This is a genomic window from Acetobacter sp. P5B1, assembly GCF_018811985.1.
Lineage (GTDB): Bacteria > Pseudomonadota > Alphaproteobacteria > Acetobacterales > Acetobacteraceae > Acetobacter > Acetobacter cerevisiae.
The window spans coordinates 120,229-139,295 of the sequence record NZ_JACRVS010000005.1 but is presented as its reverse complement, the minus strand read 5'-3'; the positions used below and the strand labels follow the sequence as shown (position 1 = coordinate 139,295).

General features: G+C 57.8%; 16 protein-coding genes. 10 read left to right on the top strand and 6 right to left on the bottom strand.

The window, feature by feature from the left end; all coding sequences use genetic code 11:
- The first annotated feature begins 35 nt into the window (after nt 1–35).
- Together nadC and KP703_RS05060 are read left to right on the top strand one after the other, a co-directional pair.
- Complete coding sequence (nadC, locus tag KP703_RS05065) at nt 36–893, top strand: carboxylating nicotinate-nucleotide diphosphorylase (protein ID WP_215753998.1); 858 nt, start codon at nt 36–38, stop codon at nt 891–893.
- 221 nt (nt 894–1,114) lie between these two features.
- Nucleotides 1,115–2,356 carry a glycerate kinase gene (locus KP703_RS05060; protein ID WP_252353856.1) on the top strand — a complete coding sequence of 414 codons (1,242 nt, stop codon included), beginning with the start codon at nt 1,115–1,117 and terminating at the stop codon, nt 2,354–2,356.
- A gap of 16 nt (nt 2,357–2,372) precedes the next feature.
- Here the strand turns inward: KP703_RS05060 and KP703_RS05055 are convergent, their stop codons facing one another.
- The 4 genes from KP703_RS05055 to KP703_RS05040 all read right to left on the bottom strand — a co-directional run bounded on the left by KP703_RS05055 (nt 2,373) and on the right by KP703_RS05040 (nt 7,670).
- Nucleotides 2,373–3,047, bottom strand: a complete 675-nt coding sequence (locus KP703_RS05055; RefSeq protein ID WP_373687438.1) for a uracil-DNA glycosylase family protein — start codon at nt 3,045–3,047, stop codon at nt 2,373–2,375.
- A 113-nt stretch (nt 3,048–3,160) separates the two neighbouring features.
- Nucleotides 3,161–4,576, bottom strand: coding sequence for a cytochrome c (locus tag KP703_RS05050; protein ID WP_062141657.1), 1,416 nt, complete (start codon nt 4,574–4,576; stop codon nt 3,161–3,163).
- Between the two features lie 56 nt (nt 4,577–4,632).
- Nucleotides 4,633–6,861: a PQQ-dependent dehydrogenase, methanol/ethanol family gene (locus tag KP703_RS05045; RefSeq protein WP_062141631.1), complete on the bottom strand. Its 2,229-nt coding sequence runs from the start codon at nt 6,859–6,861 to the stop codon at nt 4,633–4,635.
- A gap of 233 nt (nt 6,862–7,094) precedes the next feature.
- Nucleotides 7,095–7,670: a 2'-5' RNA ligase family protein gene (locus tag KP703_RS05040; protein ID WP_215753996.1), complete on the bottom strand. Its 576-nt coding sequence runs from the start codon at nt 7,668–7,670 to the stop codon at nt 7,095–7,097.
- A gap of 86 nt (nt 7,671–7,756) precedes the next feature.
- Between KP703_RS05040 and KP703_RS05035 the strand changes: the two genes are divergently transcribed.
- From KP703_RS05035 to cyoD, 5 genes are all read left to right on the top strand, one after another.
- Nucleotides 7,757–8,533, top strand: coding sequence for a Bax inhibitor-1/YccA family protein (locus tag KP703_RS05035; protein ID WP_062141629.1), 777 nt, complete (start codon nt 7,757–7,759; stop codon nt 8,531–8,533).
- Between the two features lie 629 nt (nt 8,534–9,162).
- On the top strand, nt 9,163–10,086 hold the full coding sequence (gene cyoA / locus KP703_RS05030) for a ubiquinol oxidase subunit II (RefSeq protein WP_043549228.1): 924 nt from the start codon (nt 9,163–9,165) through the stop codon (nt 10,084–10,086).
- 5 nt (nt 10,087–10,091) lie between these two features.
- Nucleotides 10,092–12,083 carry a cytochrome o ubiquinol oxidase subunit I gene (gene cyoB / locus KP703_RS05025; protein ID WP_062141628.1) on the top strand — a complete coding sequence of 664 codons (1,992 nt, stop codon included), beginning with the start codon at nt 10,092–10,094 and terminating at the stop codon, nt 12,081–12,083.
- The gene (gene cyoC, locus KP703_RS05020; protein WP_043549225.1) at nt 12,083–12,688 is read left to right on the top strand and encodes a cytochrome o ubiquinol oxidase subunit III; all 606 of its coding nucleotides are present in this window, start codon (nt 12,083–12,085) and stop codon (nt 12,686–12,688) included. The genes cyoB and cyoC overlap by 1 nt, the downstream gene beginning before the upstream one ends.
- Nucleotides 12,688–13,020 (top strand): cytochrome o ubiquinol oxidase subunit IV, encoded by a 333-nt coding sequence (gene cyoD, locus KP703_RS05015; protein WP_062250477.1) that lies wholly within the window; start codon nt 12,688–12,690, stop codon nt 13,018–13,020. The genes cyoC and cyoD overlap by 1 nt, the downstream gene beginning before the upstream one ends.
- Nucleotides 13,021–13,217: 197 nt before the next feature.
- Here cyoD and fdxA read toward each other — a convergent pair whose 3' ends face one another.
- Together fdxA and KP703_RS05005 are read right to left on the bottom strand one after the other, a co-directional pair.
- The gene (gene fdxA, locus KP703_RS05010) at nt 13,218–13,550 is read right to left on the bottom strand and encodes a ferredoxin FdxA (protein WP_025826541.1); all 333 of its coding nucleotides are present in this window, start codon (nt 13,548–13,550) and stop codon (nt 13,218–13,220) included.
- Between the two features lie 168 nt (nt 13,551–13,718).
- Nucleotides 13,719–16,313 carry a helicase-related protein gene (locus KP703_RS05005; RefSeq protein WP_252353849.1) on the bottom strand — a complete coding sequence of 865 codons (2,595 nt, stop codon included), beginning with the start codon at nt 16,311–16,313 and terminating at the stop codon, nt 13,719–13,721.
- 106 nt (nt 16,314–16,419) lie between these two features.
- On the opposite strand from KP703_RS05005, the gene KP703_RS05000 reads away from it, so the two are divergent.
- From KP703_RS05000 to KP703_RS04990, 3 genes are all read left to right on the top strand, one after another.
- The gene (locus tag KP703_RS05000) at nt 16,420–17,865 is read left to right on the top strand and encodes a M17 family metallopeptidase (RefSeq protein ID WP_215753995.1); all 1,446 of its coding nucleotides are present in this window, start codon (nt 16,420–16,422) and stop codon (nt 17,863–17,865) included.
- A gap of 159 nt (nt 17,866–18,024) precedes the next feature.
- Nucleotides 18,025–18,438, top strand: a complete 414-nt coding sequence (locus tag KP703_RS04995; protein ID WP_062141624.1) for a MarR family transcriptional regulator — start codon at nt 18,025–18,027, stop codon at nt 18,436–18,438.
- A 170-nt stretch (nt 18,439–18,608) separates the two neighbouring features.
- A complete protein-coding gene (locus KP703_RS04990) occupies nt 18,609–19,058 on the top strand; it encodes a hypothetical protein (RefSeq protein ID WP_062250483.1) in 450 nt (149 codons plus the stop codon).
- Nucleotides 19,059–19,067: the final 9 nt, after the last annotated feature.

Sequence of the window (19,067 nt, the reverse complement as noted above, 5' to 3'; positions counted from 1 at the left end):
ACTTACGATTTTTGAAGAAGAGAACGAGACGCTCCATGCTGCCTGCCCTGCCTGATATCATGCTCGAACCGCTGGTGCGGGCCGGACTGCTGGAAGATCTCGGCCGCGGAGGGGATCTGACGACCAGCGCCGTTCTAAAAGGGACAGAGCGCGTCCGGGTGACCCTGCGGTGCCGGGAAAAAGGCGTGCTGGCTGGGCTGGATCTGGCGAGATTGTCCTTTCATCTGATGGACCCCTCTCTGCTGTTCGAGCGTCTGAAAATGGAGGGCGCGCCTCTGGAACCCGGTGATGTGGTGGCCGTGGTGGAAGGCTCTGCACGTTCCATTCTGACAGGCGAGCGGGTGGGGCTGAATTTCCTCTCCCACCTCAGCGGCATTGCAACCGCCACGGCGCAGATTGTGGCCAGCATGGCAGGCACAAAGGCGTGCCTGTGCTGCACGCGCAAAACTTTGCCCGGTCTGCGGGCGGTGCAGAAATATGCTGTGCGGGCCGGTGGGGGGATCAGCCATCGGATGGGGCTGGATGACGCCATTTTGATCAAGGACAACCATATTGCGCTGGTGGGCAGTGTGCAGGAAGCCGTGGCGCGGGCGCGCAAGGCAGCGGGCCATATGGTGAAAATTGAAGTTGAGGTCGACACACCCGAGCAGTTGCAGGACGTGCTGGCGGGGGAGCCGGTGGACGCCGTGCTGCTGGACAACATGCCGGTGCCCATGCTGCGCACCTGTGTTGAGATGATTAAAGGCCGCCTGCTGACCGAGGCCTCCGGTGGCATTACGCCGCTGACGGCTGCGGCCATTGCCGGGACGGGGGTGGATCTGCTGTCCGTCGGCTGGCTGACGCATTCCGTCAAAGCGCTCGATTTTGGTCTGGATTTTGAAAAGACCCTTTGAACGTCAACATCCTCACGTCCCGGTGTTTTTTGTAACCCTTGGGGCAGGTCACGCGTTAGTCGGTAAAATGTGAGTCTGATCCCTTGAGTTCACCTCCGGAACCTCATGGGATGATGCACGAAAAATAAGAGGCAGCCTTTATGTCAGAGTCTTTCAGCACAGCGTCGCCCACCCCGGCGGAAGAGTGGTCGGAAACCCGGGTACGGGTTTTTCTGCGCGAGATGTTTGATGCCGCCGTGGCGAGCGCCAGCCCGTTCCATGTGCTGGCGCGGTTCCTGCCGGAAAAACCCAAAGGGCGGTGTATTGTGGTGGGGGCTGGCAAAGCAGCCGCTTCCATGGCGGCGGCGCTGGAAGCCGCATGGCCGGATGTCCCGCTGGAAGGCGTGGTCGTCACGCGGGACGGGCATGCCATGGCGACCCAGTCCATCCGTGTGCTGGAAGCCTCACACCCGGTCCCGGATGAACGGAGTGAGCAGGCGGCCCGGGAGATTCTGAAAACGGTGAAGGGGCTTCAGGCGGATGATCTGGTGATTGCCCTGATCTCCGGTGGTGGTTCGGCTCTTCTGGCGCTTCCCGCTGAGGGCATTACGCTGGATGAGAAAAAGCAGATTGCCCGCCAGCTCCTGCATTCCGGCGCGACCATTACAGAGATGAACACCGTCCGCCGCCATTTGTCCGCCATCAAGGGTGGGCGGCTGGCACAGGCGGCTTATCCGGCACGGGTTGTCTCTTTGGTGATCAGCGATGTTCCGGGTGATGATCCAGCTGTCATTGCCAGCGGCCCCACACTGCAGGATAAGACCACGGCGCAGGATGTGCTGCGTATTATCCAGAAATATGATCTGACGTTACCCCCGGCAGCACAGGCCTTGCTGGAACGGGAAGCCAGTGCAGCAAAGCACACGTGTCCGCCCGTGGCGGAGGGCAATAGCCTGACACTGATCGCAACGCCGTTCTTCGCGCTGGAAGCCGCAGCCGATGTGGCGCGCCGGGCAGGTGTAACCCCCATTATTCTGGGGGACGCGCTGGAAGGGGAAAGCTGTTCTGCCGGGGTTCTGTTTGCTGGCATGGCCCGGTCTGTCAAACAGCACGGCCATCCTGTGGCTGCCCCTGCTGTGCTGCTGAGTGGCGGCGAAACGACTGTGACCATCAGGCCGGGTGAAAAACCGGGCAAAGGGGGCCGTAATACGGAATTTCTGCTGGCCTGTGCGCAAAGTCTCGCCGGTGAAGCGGGGATCTGGGGTATGGCCGGGGATAGTGACGGGATTGATGGGACGGAAGATGCGGCTGGTGCTTTGATCGGCCCGCACACCCTCTCCCGCGGTGCTACGCTGGGTTTAAGTGCCGAAGGTTTTCTGAAACGGCATGATAGCTACAGCTACTTTAAAGAGCTGGATGACCTTGTGATGACCGGCCCAACGCTAACTAATGTGAATGATATTCGCCTGATTCTGGTTCTGTAAAAGGCGCTTTTCAAACTCAGTCTTCCAGAGCGTGTCTGACGGCGTCCCGCAGAGCCGGGATGACCACGTTCTGGAATTCCGGCGTTTTCCGCTCCCACGCCCCTGTTCGCCATGAGGGGTGCGGCAGTGGGAAATTGCCGGGGAGATAAGAACGGAAATCCAAAACCCGTTCAAAAACCTTCCCTTTTCCCAAAGCATAATTCTGCGCGTATGATCCCACAAGCAGCGTTAGCCGCAGGTTGGGCAGGAAGGACAGGATGCGCTCCCGCCACAGGGACGTGCATTCTGGCGGCGGTGGCCGGTCGCCCCCTTTTGGTAAAACCCCGGGATAACACAGGGCCATTGGCACAATGGCGACCTGTTCTGTGTCGTAAAAAACATCCGGGCTCATATCCAGCCAGGAGCGCAGGCGCTCGCCAGATGCATCATTAAACGGGATGCCGGTGTTATGCACACGTGTTCCGGGCGCCTGTCCGGCAATCAGAATCCGGGCGCGGGGCGAGAGGCGCACAACCGGGCGCGGCCCGAGCGGCAGCTTGTGCGCGCAGGCCTGACACCCCTGTAGTTCTTTCAGAAAACTGGCGAGAGCTTCATCCTGTTCCGCAGCGGTGCTGTCTGCGGGAAAGCCGGGAGTATGTTTGGAAAAGAGAGAGGCCATGCCAAGGATATGTGGTGGGGTGTCCCGTTCCACAATACGCGGTCCTTCCCTCACGTAATGCGCATAAAAAAACACCGCGCTGGCAGGACCAGCGCGGTGTTTTCAGATCTGCCCCGGTTAAGGGGCAGAGTGAGAGAAGAGGCGGCTTACTGTGCTGCGTCTTCACCCGTGTGGGTCTGCGGAGAGAACGTCCAGCCAGCGCCGTAAGGCTGCGGATGGAAGACACCCCACGTCGCCGTGTCGCTCCCACCAAAGCCCCAGGAAGCGGAGGAGATCGGTGCATGATCAACACGCAGCTTCTGGATATCAGAGGCTGTCACGTTAGCAGGAGCTTTGTTGCCCCATGCCGTGCGGATGAAGTTCACGACATCAGCCATCTGCTGGTCAGACAGAACGCTCTTGTAACCCGGCATGGCCACAGCGGACGGAGCCCAGTTGGTCGGCGGCAGAACCGCACCGTCCACAATGATGTGGGCGACAGATGTCGGGTTTTCAGACACCACAACCGGGTTGCCAGCCAGCGGCGGGAACATACGGGCTACACCACCACCGTCATTACGGTGACAGATGGCGCACTGGTCAACATACACGCTGGCGCCGGGGGTGCCGGACGTGTTGTTGGAGTCCAGAGCCTGTGCCGTGGACGGGTCATACTTGTAGTCACCCCGTGCCGGCGGAACCGGGGGCAGGGCCTTCAGGTATTTCGCCATGGCGTGCAGGTCAGAATCCGTGAAGTACTGGGTGCTCCAGCCCACCACGTCTGCCATGCCACCAAACACTGCGGAATGGTCGGTACGGCCAGATTTCAGGAACTGGTAGAGGTCTTCTTCAGACCAGCGACCAACACCCATAACCGGGTCGTTCCGCAGGCTGGGGGCAATCCAGTTATCAATCGGAGCGCCACCGGCCAGGAAGTCAGCACCGCCGGAGGCATCCAGAGCTTTTTCCTGCATGCCAAAGCCGCGCGGCGTATGACAGGCACCGCAATGGCCCGGACCCGTGACGAGGTATTCACCGCGGGCAATGTCAGCATCCGTGCCCGGAGCCGGCGTGAAGTCCTTGGGTGCCGGAGCAAACACGGAACGCCAGATGGACAGCGGCCAGCGCATGGACATCGGCCAGGAGATGCCAGCCGGTTTGTTGGCGTCGGCAACCGGCTTCACACCATGCATGAAGTACGCATACAGCGCCTTCATGTCGTCCTGCGTCATCCGTGCAAAGGACGGATAAGGCATGGCGGGGTAAAGCGTGCTGCCATCCTTGCGGACGCCGTGGCGAACGGCTTCGTCAAATTCCTTGAACGTGTAGGTGCCAATCCCGTGGGTCGGGTCCGGCGTGATGTTCGTGGAATAGATGGTGCCAATGGGGGTCTGAATAGACAGACCACCCGCGTATTTCTGGCCATGCAGCGCTGTATGACAGGCCACGCAGTCACCCAGACGGGCGACATACTCACCTTTTTTTACCAGTTCATCATCAGTGCTCTGGGCATGGGCCAGAGAAGTTCCTGCCAGAAGCCCGACAGTGACCGCTCCAAGAGCGGCTTTTAGTCCTTTGATCATCGTTTTTACCACTGTATCGCTTGTGTGCCGAATGACGTCATGACTCTGCCGGACCATTACGGCGTGATGCCGAGGGTCGCGTTTTCAGGAATGCCCTTGTCATTCTTGCGAGCATCCACTTCACGCTGATACGTTTCGTTCGCGCGCTTGATGAGGAACTGGCGAATGGCCTCAATCTCATCAGGCTTCATGCTCGTATCAAAACGATCCATGCCGTAGGCAGTCAGAGCACCGCGACCGACAACGTTGTAGAACGCATCCTGATGGCGGATTGAGCCGGACCAGCGCAGATCAGGCAGAACGCCAGCACCTTCCCCGTTATCGCCATGGCAGGCGGCGCAATAGGTCTGGAACTGGAAGTAGCCGTTATCCGTCACCTTGGTGTCATACTGTGCCGGCGGCTTGACGGGCAGGAAGCCCTTGTCGTTCTGCGGCGGCAGAACAGCATTGCCATCCAGAGAGAAGGCCACAACGCGGGAGTGGTTGACTGTCCAGCCGGACGTACGGGCCAGACCACCCAGGAAGAACGGATAGATCCCGCCCCAGCCCACTTCCACAGCCACGTACTGCTTGCCTTTTGCCTTATAGGTAATCGGCGGAGCAATAATGCCGCTCTGTGCATCAAAGTGGAACAGATCTGCACCGTTCGTGGCGTCGTAGGCGTGGAATTCGCCGTTAGCCAGACCCTGGAACAGAAGATCACCGCCAGTTGCCAGCAGACCGCCATTCCAGGGGCCTTTGTGGTCAACAACCCAGGCAGCCTGCTGCTTCTTCGGATCCCAGGCCACAATCCAGCCCTTCAGATCTTTCATGAACGCCGTGCGGGCTTCGGGGGTATCGGGCAGACCAGCTTTGGTCATGTCCAGACCGAGGTTCCAGGAGTCCGGGTGCGGCTTGAAGCCACCAACCTGGTTTTTATACAGGAACGGAACCTGCTGCGCCGGGATGTAGACCAGACCCGTTTTGGGGCTGTAGGCCATGGCAGCAAAGTTATGCCCGCCCAGATCGCCCGGAATGCCATACCATTCCTTGCCGTTCAGGGTATAGAGCGCATCCGGGTTATAGATCGGACGACCCGTCTTGGGGTCCAGACCCTGGGCCCAGTTCTGGTACACATAGTTGTTGCCGGACAGGAATTCACCCGTTTTGGCGTCCAGAATGTAGAAGAAGCCGTTTTTCGGCGCATGCACGATCACGTGGCGTTTTTCACCATTGATCGGCAGATCAAGCGTCATGATCTGCTGGACCGAGGTGTAATCCCACTGGTCCATCGGCGTTTCCTGGAAATGCCAGACGTATTCGCCGGTTTCAGGCTTAACGGCAACAATGCTGCCCAGGAACAGGTTATCGCCAATCCCGTCAGAACGATATTTGTAGTTCCAGGGGGAGCCGTTACCAACGGCCAGATAAACCAGATCGGCTTCCGGGTCATAGACAATGGAGTCCCAGACCGTGCCGCCGCCGCCCTGACGCGTCCAGGCCCCCGTGGGGCTCCAGGTCTTGTAGGCTTTGTTCATCAGCGCGGAATCTGATGCAGCGTGGTCAGGCTGGTTCTTGTTGTTAGGAACCGTATAGAAGCGCCAGTCCATCTTGCCGGTTTCGGCATCGTAGGCGGTCACAAAACCACGGGCACCAAATTCGGACCCGCCGTTGCCGATCAGAACGCGACCTTTTGCAACACGCACAGCGCCGTCAACCGTATAGGAACGCTGCTGGCCCAGAGAGGCATCTTTGGGGATGGTGTTCACGCTCCACACCAGCTTGCCGGTTTTGGCATCCAGTGCGATCAGGCGGCCATCAAACGTGCCAAAGTAGACTTTGCCGTTCCAGTATGCCGCACCACGGTTGACCGTGTCACAGCAGCCCTTGTCCGCAATGTTGCCCGGCGTGCGCGGGTCATAGGCCCACAGCAGCTTGCCGGTTGCGGCGTCGAGCGCCTTCATTTTGGACCAGTTGGTGGTGGCATACATCACGCCGTCCACAACCAGGGGCGTGCCTTCCTGCCCGCGGTTTGTGTCCAGGTCGTAGAACCAGGCCAGCTTCAGATTGCCAACGTTGGACCGGTTGATGTCCTCCAGCGGGCTGAAGCGCTGTTCCGTGTAGGTCCGGCCATAAGAGAGCCAGTTTTCAGGGTGATCATCCGCATGGATAATCGCTTCCCCTGTGTTGCTTTGGGCGTCAGCGTAGGCAGGCACTGCCGCATACGGCAGTGATGCGGCGCAGATCGTTCCAGCCGCGAGAATTCCTAGCAGCGAACGTCTCTTGGCGGAGGCGGGGCGGGTCATGCGTTAGCGTCCTCGACTGATATTAAGGTGAGGAAAGAAGAAAAAAAGCCGGCAGGCCGGTTTCTCACAATCAGCCAAGAGGCCCAGTTTCTGTCAATCACGCCAGATGAATAGCTGCCTCCATGTTCCTGGAGATTATCTAGCCGTTACAGCAGCGTAGAGGCACCGCCCCGTCTTGTAGCTGGGTGATCACGAACTGTAATAGTTTATGTTATAACACGTGATGGGGGGACTTAAATAATCCCGCTAAAATGATATTCCTCTTCCGGAATAATGAGGGGCGTTTCCTCGTTTTTCCAAGAGCTGAAAAGGGTAATTTCGGAAATGGTGTGTTCAGAAAATGTCTGTGGATGATGCATCTGAATCCACTGACTGACGTTGAGTGAAGGGACGTCCGTAACAGCGGCCAGAGGAATGGTCAGGGGGGTATAAAGTTTGGGGTTTTGCACCCCCGCCCGTTGCATGGCCGAACGGATTTTCACGGAAAGGTGATCAAGCTGTGAGGGCTGTACTTTTATTCCGAGTGAGATTCGGTCCTTGCGCAGGGAAAGTTCAAATCCATCTGTCGTGAAGGAAAGCGGCGTACGCGGGCAAATGTTCCGCAGAGCGTGATCAATTTCTTCCAGAAGTGTGGGATCGGTAATGTTTCCCAACGCGCAGAACGGCAAAAAGAGAAAAGACTCCGGCACCCAGTTCTTGTCTGGAAAATGAGCCTGAAGCCCAAGCAGGGTTGTTCGGAGTTCCGCAGGGAGTGTCGCGCCAATTATAAGGTACATCGTCAGACCTTCATCATCTCTCAGGCTGGTCATGAAAGGGGTTGCTAACCCTTGACGCAGGGGCAGGGCAGCCACAAGTATAAAGCAACGCCGGCTTGTCCGGACAAGGAGAGGAAAAGATGTCGTTCAGTCACGACTACCGTTCACCCACAGCAGCTGCGGGCTTAAATGCCCAGGCCGGCGCATTGGATGCAGGTCTGCGCGCCTACATGCTGCGCGTTTATAACTGGATGGCCTCAGGCCTGCTGCTGACAGGCATCGTGGCCTACGCCGTGGCCTTTACCGGCTTGCGGAACCTGTTTTTCCATCTGACCCCAATGGCTGGCGGTCTGGCCCTGCGCCCCACGCTGCTGGGTGATCTGGCGATGATCGCGCCGCTCGGCTTTGTGCTGGTGATGTCCTTTGGGGTTAACCGCCTGTCCCGACAGGGCGCGCAGGGTCTTTTCTGGGCTTTCTGTGCGACCATGGGCGCCAGCATGGCCAGCATTTTTCTGGTCTATACCGGTGTCTCCGTTGTGCGCGTCTTTCTGGTAACGGCCTGCACCTTCGCGGCAACGTCTCTGTGGGGCTACACGACCAAGGCTAACCTGCTGAAGTTCAGCTCCTTCCTGATGATGGGGCTGTTCGGACTGGTGATTGCCGGTCTGGTGAATATCTTCCTGAAAAGCTCGGCAGTGTATTTTGTCTACAGCATTATCGGGGTGTTCATCTTCACGGCGTTCAGTGCGTTTGACGCCCAGCGTATCCGCGTCACCTATCCGCAATATGCGGCGTATGAAGGTCCGGATGAAGCGGCCAAACGCAGCGTCTATGATGCGCTGAGCCTGTATCTGAATTTCATCAACCTCTTCCAGTTCCTGCTCCAGTTCATGGGCGTGCGGAACTCCAACGACTAAGGTTGGAAATAAGAGGTCCAGACTCCTTAATTCGAGGAGTCTGAATAAATCTGGAAAGCCCGGCCTGCAGAGGTCGGGCTTTTTTGTGTGGCCAGCTATGCAGTGAAGGAAAGGGCATCTGCCCATTCAGAATGCGTTCAAAATAAGACTTATGTTGAGCATGAGGAAGTGGCTCACATATCTGTGATTTGAGGTGAAGTGCTATAACACACTGATTTAGAACAGAAAAAAAATCAGGACATTTTTAGTATGTAATATTTCGTAACAAATAGTGAAGTCTTGTCACCCTCGAAATTCGGCGAAATAACACAGGAACGAAATGTTCTTTAGGGAATAGATCGACTGTGACGAAAGGCTGATGGAACTTTTCGGACATTGAGAATCTGCGCTTTAGGAATAAAGTAGGGCGCAAGGCGTTTTCGCTGCCCGAGGAGCCTGTTGAACTGTCGTTCCGGCTCAGGCTTTTTCATCTCTTTTCCGGAGGAGATGGCCAGTCTGTGCAGGGTTGCCGGCATTTTGGCACCCAAGGGAAGCCGGAGCGCGGTTTCTTGCTGTTGTCGGGCTTCTATGGCAGCAGGAGCGAAGAGTCTTTGTGAGGCTAAGTAGATGTCAGAACCAAGAGGCGTGCGATGAAAAACAAGTTACTGGCGAGAATGGCGCGATTGGGCGGCCTATCGTCAGCGTTGCTGCTTGCCGGGTGTGAGATGGATGTCTTGGATCCGAAAGGCCCGGTTGGCGATGGGGTGAAATCACTGATCGCCACCTCTACAATCGCAATGCTGATTGTGGTCATTCCGACCATCATTCTGTCCGTGTATTTCGCCTGGCATTATCGCCAGTCGAACACCAGTGCAGAATATCTTCCTAAGTGGTCTCATTCTAACAAGATCGAGCTGATCATCTGGGGCGTGCCCTCCCTGATCATTCTCTTTCTTGCGGTGATCACCTACCAGACGTGTCATTCTCTTGACCCGTACAAACCGCTGGAAGCCGAAGCAACCACCAAGCCGCTTCATGTTGAAGTTGTGGCTCTGGACTGGAAATGGCTGTTTATCTACCCGGAACAGGGTATTGCGACCGTCAACCAGCTGGCTATTCCGGTTAACACCCCCGTCGATTTCGTAATCACCTCTGATTCCGTGATGAACTCTTTCTTCATCCCGCGTCTTGGTTCCATGATTTACGCAATGGCCGGTATGCAGACTCAGCTTCACCTTATGGCTAACGAGCCGGGTGATTATCTGGGTGAATCCGCCAACTACAGCGGCCGTGGCTTTTCTGACATGAAATTCCGCACGCTGGCTGTCAGTGGTGATGAATTCAATGCATGGGTTGATAAAGTAAAGTCTTCCTCCGAGCAGCTGGATGGTCAGACCTATCCGAAGCTGGCTGCGCCGAGCGAAGCCAATCCTGTCGAATATTTCGCGCATGTTGAACCCGGAATGTTCAACACGATCGTTGCCAAATACAACAACGGCATGGTCATGGACAAAAGCACTGGCAAGATGATTCAGGTGCAGTCCGCGATGTCCGACATGAATATGAAGGAATAGGATCTATGCTAGGGAGACTATCGTTCTCGGCCATCCCGCTGGATGTGCCGATCCTGGTAGGCACGTTCTTGGGCGTTGCCATTATCGGTCTCGCGGTTCTGGGGCTGATTACCTATTACGGCAAGTGGGGCTACCTCTGGAAAGAGTGGCTGACTTCCGTTGACCATAAGCGTCTGGCTGTCATGTACATCGTGCTGGCGCTGGTTGCTCTGTTCCGCGGTTTTGCGGACGCCATCATGATGCGTACCCAGCTGGCCATGGCCTATGCTGGCAACCCCGGTTATCTGCCGCCGCATCACTACGATCAGATCTTCTCCGCTCACGGAACGATCATGATCTTCTTCCTGGCCATGGCTTTCATGACCGGGCTGTTCAACTTCGTTGTGCCGCTTCAGATCGGCGCCCGCGACGTTGCCTTCCCGTTCCTGAACAACCTCAGCTTCTGGATGACCGCCATTGCATTCATCCTGGTGAACGTCTCCCTGTTCATCGGTGAATTCTCACAGTGTGGCTGGCTGGCTTATCCTCCGCTGTCTGAGTCTCAGTTCAGCCCTGGCGTTGGTGTGGATTACTATATCTGGGCCATTCAGCTCTCCGGTGTCGGCACCCTGCTGACCGGCGTGAACTTCTTCGTGACGATCGTGAAGATGCGCGCTCCGGGCATGACCTGGATGAAGATGCCTGTCTTCACCTGGACGGCTTTCTGCTCCTCTATCCTGATCATGGTCTCCTTCCCCGTGCTGACCGTTGCTGTCGCACTGCTGGGTCTGGACCGTTACTTCGGTATGCACTTCTTCACCAATGATGGTGGCGGTAACCAGATGCTGTATCTCAGCCTGATCTGGTCCTGGGGTCATCCTGAAGTTTACATTCTTGTTATTCCCGCCTTTGGCGTGTTCTCTGAAGTTGTTCCTGCTTTCTCCGGCAAGCCGCTGTTCGGCTACGGCACCATGGTTTACGCAACCTGCTCCATCATGGTTCTGTCCTTCATCGTGTGGGTTCACCACTTCTTCACGATGGGTGCTGGTCCGGATGTGAATGCCTTCTTCGGCATTGCAACCATGATCATCTCGATCCCGACTGGTGTGAAACTCTTTAACTGGATGTTCACCATGTATAAGGGTCGCGTTCAGTTCCATGCTTGCATGTACTGGGCCGTGGGCTTCATGGTGACCTTCACCATCGGTGGTATGACCGGTGTGATGATGGCAATTCCGGGTGCTGACTTCGTTCTGCATAACTCCCTGTTCCTGATTGCTCACTTCCATAACGTGATTATCGGTGGTGTGTATTTCGGTTACATCTGTGGCATGAACTTCTGGTTCCCGAAGGTCATGGGCTTCAAGATGAACGAAACCTGGGGCATCCGTGCTTTCTGGTTCTGGTTCGTTGGCTTCTACTTTGCGTTCGTTCCGCTGTATGTGCTGGGCTTCGACGGCATGACCCGTCGTATGAACCACTACGACAATCCGGAATGGCACATCTGGCTGCTGATTGCTGAAGTCGGTGCTGTGCTGATCCTGTTCGGGATCGTGTGTCAGCTGACCCAGCTTTACGTGACAATTCGTGACCGCAACCTGCCCGCTAACCGTGATGTCACGGGTGATCCGTGGAATGGTCGCGCTCTGGAATGGTCCACGTCTTCTCCGCCGCCGCCGTACAACTTTGCTATTGTCCCGCACGTTCATGAACTCGATGCGTTCATGCACGATAAGGAAAACGGCATTGATACGCGTTGTGCTGGTGGGCCGTATGCTCCGATCCACATGCCGAAAAACACGGCTGCCGGGTTCCTTATCGGTGTGTTCAGCCTCGTATTCGGCTTTGCTGCAGTATGGTATATCTGGTGGCTGGCAGCCATCGGCCTGATCGGTGTGATCGGGACGGTTATTGCCCGTAGCGCCAACAAGGATATCGATTACTACATCCCTGCTGAAGAAGTTGCCCGGATCGAGAACGAGCATTCCCGTAAACTCATGGCACAGGCAGCTGAGTAATGGCGCACGACACAACTGTTCAGACCGCAGGCCACGACGAACACCATCACGAGTCCCCGGTGGTGTTCGGGTTCTGGGTCTATCTGATGACCGACTGCATTATCTTCGGCTCACTTTTTGCCGTGTTTGCAGTCCTGCATAACCAGGTTAACGGCGGCCCGAGCGGCCGTGACCTGTTCGAGTATAGCGGACTGGCGCAGGAAACAGCCCTGCTGCTGATCTCTTCCATCACTTATGGGTTCGGCATGATTGCCGCCCATAAGAATGAGGTCAACAAAGTCATCATGTGGCTGGGTGTAACGTTCCTTCTGGGTCTGGGCTTTGTTGGCCTGGAACTGAATGAATTTGCACACATGATCCATGAAGGTAATGGGCCGGACCGCAGCGCGTTCCTGTCTTCCTTCTTCACACTGGTGTCCACGCATGGTCTGCACGTAACGTGTGGTCTGATCTGGCTCGTGACCCTCATCGTTCAGCTGATGGGCACGACTGAGATCCCGGAACGTATGATGAATAAGCTCACCTGCCTGAGCCTGTTCTGGCACTTCCTGGATATCGTCTGGATCTGCGTCTTCACCTATGTCTATCTGGCGAGCATGATCTGATGAGCGATCTTCACACATCCCCTTCGGGTGAAAGCCACGGTAGTGTATCCTCATACATTATCGGGTTCGTTCTTGCGGTTATCCTGACGGCAGCGTCCTTTGGTCTCGTTATGAGCCACAGCCTGTCTCCTTCAGGTACGCTGACGGGTCTTGCGGTTCTCGCCTTCATTCAGGTGCTCGTGCACCTGCACTACTTCCTGCACATGGGCAGTGGGTCTGAACAGCGTTGGAACAACATGTGTTTCTTCTTCACTGTTGGTTTCGTCGTGATTCTGCTCATCGGCACCATGTTCATCATGAACAACACCGCCCTGCACATGATGTCCCGCTAATAAGGGACAGCTCTGCCGGTCTCGCACCGGCAGGGTCTTGTGTTTGGTAAGAAAAAAGCCCCGGAAGCAATTCCGGGGCTTTTTTTGTGCCTGGTGCCAGACCGGAGGCCAGCCGGAGAGGGGCTCATAAAAAACGGCGCGGACCACCCGGTTGGGGGTCAACGCGCCGTTTTCAAAGCACCCAAAGGGTGGGAGCTTTAGCCTTTATGGGGCTCGGGGGAGAGCAGGCCAGCTTTGTCCGGCTTGTCTTTCCATTCTTCCGCATCAGCCGGGGGTGTGCCCTTACGGGTGATGTTCGGCCATTTGGTAGAATAGGATGCGTTGAGTTCTGCCCATGCTGTCGCGCGATCATCACTGTCCGGGAAAATCGCTTCTGCGGGGCATTCAGGCTCACACACGCCGCAATCAATGCATTCATCCGGGTTGATCACCAGGAAGTTTTCACCGGCGTAGAAGCAGTCAACAGGGCAGACTTCCACACAGTCCATGAATTTGCAGCGGATGCAGTTTTCAGTGACCACGTAGGTCATTGCCATCTCCGAAGATTTCTGGGGGAGCGGATCGGGTCCGGTCCCGGGACAAATGGCATGGTCATTCCCGGCCATGCCATCAAGGATGGCGAAGATATGAGGGGCTTTTTGTTCCGTGGCAACCCGCTTCTATTAGGTATTACTGTTTCTTTCTGAGCAGAGCTGCCCTTAACGACGTTTTTGCAACACTGCCAGCGCCGCAAACGGGCCTGTATTGTCCTGCCTGATCTGCCCGCGTGCCCGTGGACCGTTTTTGCGGCCTTTGCGTTCAGGGGCCGTTGGGCGGGGCGGTAAAAGCAGAACGGGTGTGGCGGGCCCGAATTGTTTTTTGCTCAGAACGGACGCTTTCTGCACTCTTAATCCCAGATCCGTCAGCACCATCGGCAGGTCTGCCGCAGGCACACCCAGACGGGATGCCATGCCGGACTGGAGCGGACAGCCGCCGGAGCGGGTGGCAAGCTCAGAGAGAGTCTTGTGTGTCTCGTGTGCAATATCAAGCCGGATCAGGAAGTCAGCCGCAGAGTACCAGCCAATTTGCAGCAGCACGGCACGATCCTGCGCGGAGAGTTTGGTTTCGGGTGGCAGGCGGCAAGAGACCGCGCCCGGCTTGGGGAGCGGTGGCACGGGCTGGCCTGTATGAAGCTGCACCAGCAAGGCCCGGAGCGTCATGGGGCGGGGGCGGAGCAGTTGCGGGCAGAACAGGAGTCCATCCCCCAGACGCAGGCCCAGCTTGTGCAGGAAATGGCTGTCTTTTTTGCTCAGCTGGCTGTTTGCCGGGAGCGTCATCACGCCGCCCTGTTCTGTCAGGCCATGTACCAGCCCGCGCAGGGTGGGTTTATCCGCCACGGCATGGGCCGCCCGGAAAAGGGGAGCGAGTGTGTTGTGTAGGGTGGACTCGACAAAGGCTGTCAGCCGCATGCGGATGCGTTCGCGGTGGGACGGCTCCAGAAACTCTGCTGTAGTCACGTGCACGGCAGGCCGCAGTAGTTCCTCGCCTTTTTGAAGATGGCCGATGGCATCGCCAAACCAGAGCAGGGTGCCGGTGATCGGGTCCAGCGTCAGGCTTTCATCCGGTGTTTGCAGGAATTGCGTTACACGGCGCGGGATCTCGCTCCGGGCGGCCCGACGGGCGGCGCGCATCAGCAAGGGCTGGTCGGATCGGGCTGCTTCCTGATCAGGGATAAAGGCAAAGCCCTGCATATGGCCAACGGCATGACCTTCCACGCTCACTTCCCCGGTGCGGGTAATGGCAGAAAGGAGGGGTTTGCTGTCCGCTTCTTCCAGCCTGCGGGCCAGACTGGTGGCACGTTTGTCCACAAAGCGGGCGGCCAGCCGTTCGTGCAGCAGGTCGGAGAGGGTGTCTTCAATCGTGCGGGTGCGGCTGCGCCAGAGTTGTGGGTTTTCTACCCAGTCCGAACGGGTGGAGACGTAGGCCCAGATACGGATGCCCATCAGCCGCTGCATCAGGGCGTCAATATCGCCCTCGGTGCGTTCCAGGTTGGCGAGCCGGGGCTCCAGCCAGCTTGAGGGCAGATGGCCTTCCTTCACCAGCACGGTGAAAATCTGGGCGCACTGGCGGATGTGACTGTCTTCCCCAAGCTTGCGGAAATCGGGGATCTGGCAGACTTCCCACAGCAGACGAGTCCGGCCCGGCTCTTTGGTCAGGCTCTGGATGGCGGTGTCGCGCATCAATGCGCTGAGGACGACGATGTCTGAGGCCGGTTCCGCTGCCCGCAGGCCTGGGTAAGGCGGCTTCTGGCAGAGACTGGCGTACAGAGCGCGCGGGGACGAATAATCCAGCGCACTGTTGCGCCAGTAGAGATGGTGGAGCGCCTCGAACTGATGGTTTTCCACCGCCTCGGCAATATTTTCTGGCAGGGGTGGGCAATCGCCCGTGGTGCCAAACGTGCCATCCTGCGCGCCGCGTCCGGCTCGTCCAGCAATCTGGGCAACTTCCGCAGCGGCCAGCATCCGGCGGCGGGAGCCATCAAACTTATAGAGCCCGGCAAAGGCCACATGCTGGATATCCATGTTCAGCCCCATGCCAATGGCATCTGTGGCCACAAGGTAGTCCACTTCTCGTTTCTGGTAGAGTTCCACCTGTGCATTGCGCGTACGGGGAGAGAGCTGCCCCATGACCACGGCGCAGCCACCGCGCCGGCGCCGGATGGCCTCCGCAATGGCGTAAACATCTCCGGCGGAGAAAGCGACAATGGCGGAGCGGGGCGGCAGGCGGGAGAGGCGTGTAAAGCCGGTATAGCTCAGCTCTGACAGGCGAGGCCGCGCTTCAATCTCAATGCCCCGGATAAGCGTGCGGAGCAGCGGCGCGATAGTCTCGGCCCCCAGAAACAGGGTTTCAGCCTGACCGCGTGCGTTTAGTAGCCGGTCCGTAAACACGTGGCCGCGTTCGGGGTCCGCACAGAGCTGGATTTCATCCACGGCGATAAAGTCCACCGCCCGGTCCATCGGCATGGCTTCCACCGTGCAGGAAAACCAGCGGGCCCCTGAGGGGATGATTTTTTCTTCCCCGGTAATCAGCCCCACCGCCCGCACGCCTTTCAGCCGCACCATGCGTTCATAGTTTTCCCGCGCCAGCAGGCGGAGCGGAAAGCCCATGATGCCCGAGGTGTGCGCGAGCATTCGCTCCAGCGCCAGATGGGTCTTGCCGGTGTTGGTCGGCCCCAGTACAGCGCGAACCGGAGCATCCTCAGTACTGGCGGGGGGCCTCAGGCGGCTGGCCTGGCGGCTTGGGGTATCCATCATCCTGCCATGGTCCGCTGGTATGCGTTCAAAAGCAACCCGTTCCCTTCTGCGGGGGCATTGCGCCGAGGGGGTTCCCGGCGCAGGTTTGAGTAAGGAGGAACTGTCCATGTCCGTTCGTGAACCAGACTGTCTCGTCGTATCCCGTAGCCGCCGTAAGGCAGGGGAAAAAGCCACCCGCACCGTGCAGGGCGTGCGTGGGGCTGACCCGAAGGCTCTTGCCTCCCTGCTGGGGGCAGAAGGCGCCGCTTTTGCACAGGCCTGTGGCTTTACCGGTAAGCCGGGCCAGCTGGTGCTGGTGCCGGATGCCAGCGGCGCACCGATAGGGCTGTTTGGCGTGCCGGAAAAAGGGCAGCGCGACCCGTATCTGTTTGGCGCTCTGGCGCAGGATCTGCCGGACGGAGACTGGGACGTAAACGTGCCCGCCGATATTGCGCGGGATGATGTGATTCTGGGCTTCTGTCTGGGGGCCTATCAGTTTTCCCTGAAGTCTGCCGGGAAGGCCGCAAAGCATGCGGGGCCGCGTCTGGTGGTGACTGCCGCTGAGCAGAAAGGGATGGCCGTTGAGACGGCACGCTCTGTCTGGCTGGCGCGGGATCTGATCAATACGCCCGCCAATCTGCTTGGGCCGTCTGAACTTGCCAAGGCCGCCCGCGAGGCGCTGACGCCGTTTGGCGCGGACGTGGAGATCATCAAGGGCGCTGCGCTGGACAAGGCCTACCCCTTGCTGGCGCATGTGGGCAATGGTTCCGATCGCGGGCCGCGTGTGGCGCTTGCGCGCTGGAAAGGGAGCAAGGCCGGGAAATCCGCGCCGCTGCTGTCTCTCGTCGGGAAAGGCGTGTGCTTTGATTCCGGCGGGTATGACCTCAAGCCGTCCTCCGGGATGCTGCGGATGAAGAAAGACATGGGTGGGGCGGCGAGCGTGCTGGCGCTGGCCCGTCTGATCATGACGCAGGATCTGCCGGTGCGGCTGGAAGTCCGGCTGGGGTGCGTGGAAAACAGTGTCTCCGGCCACGCTATGCGACCGCTGGATGTGGTGAAGAGCCGCGCAGGCCTGACGGTGGAAATCGGCAACACGGATGCGGAAGGCCGGCTGGTACTGTGTGACCTGCTGAGCGAAGCCGGTGAACATACCCCGGACCTGCTGATGGACATCGCCACCCTGACCGGTGCTGCCCGCGTGGCGCTGGGGCCGGATCTGCCTGCCTTGTTCAGTAATGATGAGGGTGTAGCGCAGTCCATTCTGGCCGCCGGGCAGCGGCAGGCTGACCCGCTCTGGCGTTTGCCTTTATGGCAGGGTTACGCCGGATGGCTGAAAAGCCCGGTGGCTGACCTTAACAATATTTCCTCCAGACCTATGGCCGGGGCAGTAACAGCGGGACTGTTTCTTGAGCGTTTTGTAAATGCTGGCCAGCGGTGGGCGCATATCGACAGCTATGCATGGAATGATAGCGGCAGGCCCGGACGGCCTGAAGGCGGGGATTCTCCTGGGATGCGCGCACTTTTCGACGCGGTGTGTAAAATTTTTGAGACAAAACCCGGCGCGATGTCGTAAAGAAATGTCACATTCCTGGAACTATTTTTAGAGTACAGGTTTTAAACATGTACACCGGCTCCTATATAGGCCTCACCAAGTATGCCGGAAGTAAAAATGAAAAAGCCGAAAGCTGGCCGCAAGGGCAGTGATTGGACCTTTGGAAAGGACTAGAATCTGATGGCACAGACTGCCGCCAAAGCCGAAGAGCTGGTTAAAACTCTTCGCGATACCATCGTCTCGCTGGTGCGTGGCGAAGGCCCTGATCTCTCTGCAAGACAGCTTGCGGTTTTCCTGACCTGCTATCTTGATGAGTCCGGTCACACCGTGCGTGGTCTGGCCTCCAGCCTGAACGTCTCCAAGCCCGCCATTACGCGTGCGCTTGACCGTCTGGGTGAACTGGATCTGGCCCGTCGTAAGGTTGATCCGCTGGATCGCCGCTCCGTTCTGGTGCAGCGCACCCCCAAAGGTGCGGCTTATCTGAAGGAAATCCGCTCCATCATGGGTGAAGCGGCTGATGAGGAAGCCAAAAAGGTGCGTCAGGAAGACAAGCCTGTCCGTCGCGCCACGCTGCGTCGCGTAGCGGCAGCCTGAAGACTTTATCGGCCTGTCCGTCGATTCTTTTTTGCAGAAACGACAGACAGGCCTGTTCTTAGAAACTTTTATCTGTATCGGGCGTTTTTTTCTCAGCGCTTCCCAAACGTCTCCGGCTTTCTGCCGCAGGGGGATATGGGAAGAGAAACAAAGAGATAAGGAACGTTCCAATGCGGTTTGCTTCTGTTGCCGCTGTGGCGGCACTGGCGTTTTCTCCCATCAGTATGATGCCTGCGGCTCATGCTGCTGATGCGATGGGTTCGCCCACCGGAAAAATCACCCTGAGTGCTAAATCCGCTGACGTTGGAGTGGGTTATACGTGGGGTGATGGCAGGCTGACCTATGGCGGCCACACCTACAAATTCTCTGTAACGGGCGGCACGATTGCGGCGGTTGGTTTCTCCACCATCGAAGGCAACGGCACCGTTTACAACCTGCACCGCGTGCAGGATTTTGACGGCACCTACGGCGCAGCCCATGGGGAAGCGACCCTCGGCAGCGGTCTTGGCGGGCTGGTGCTGGAGAACAAGAACGGCGTCCGGATTAAAATCGAGACAGCCACCAAAGGGGCACGTCTGGCCAGCTCTGCTGAAGGCCTGACCCTGAAGCTGGAAAAATAAGAGCCTGAC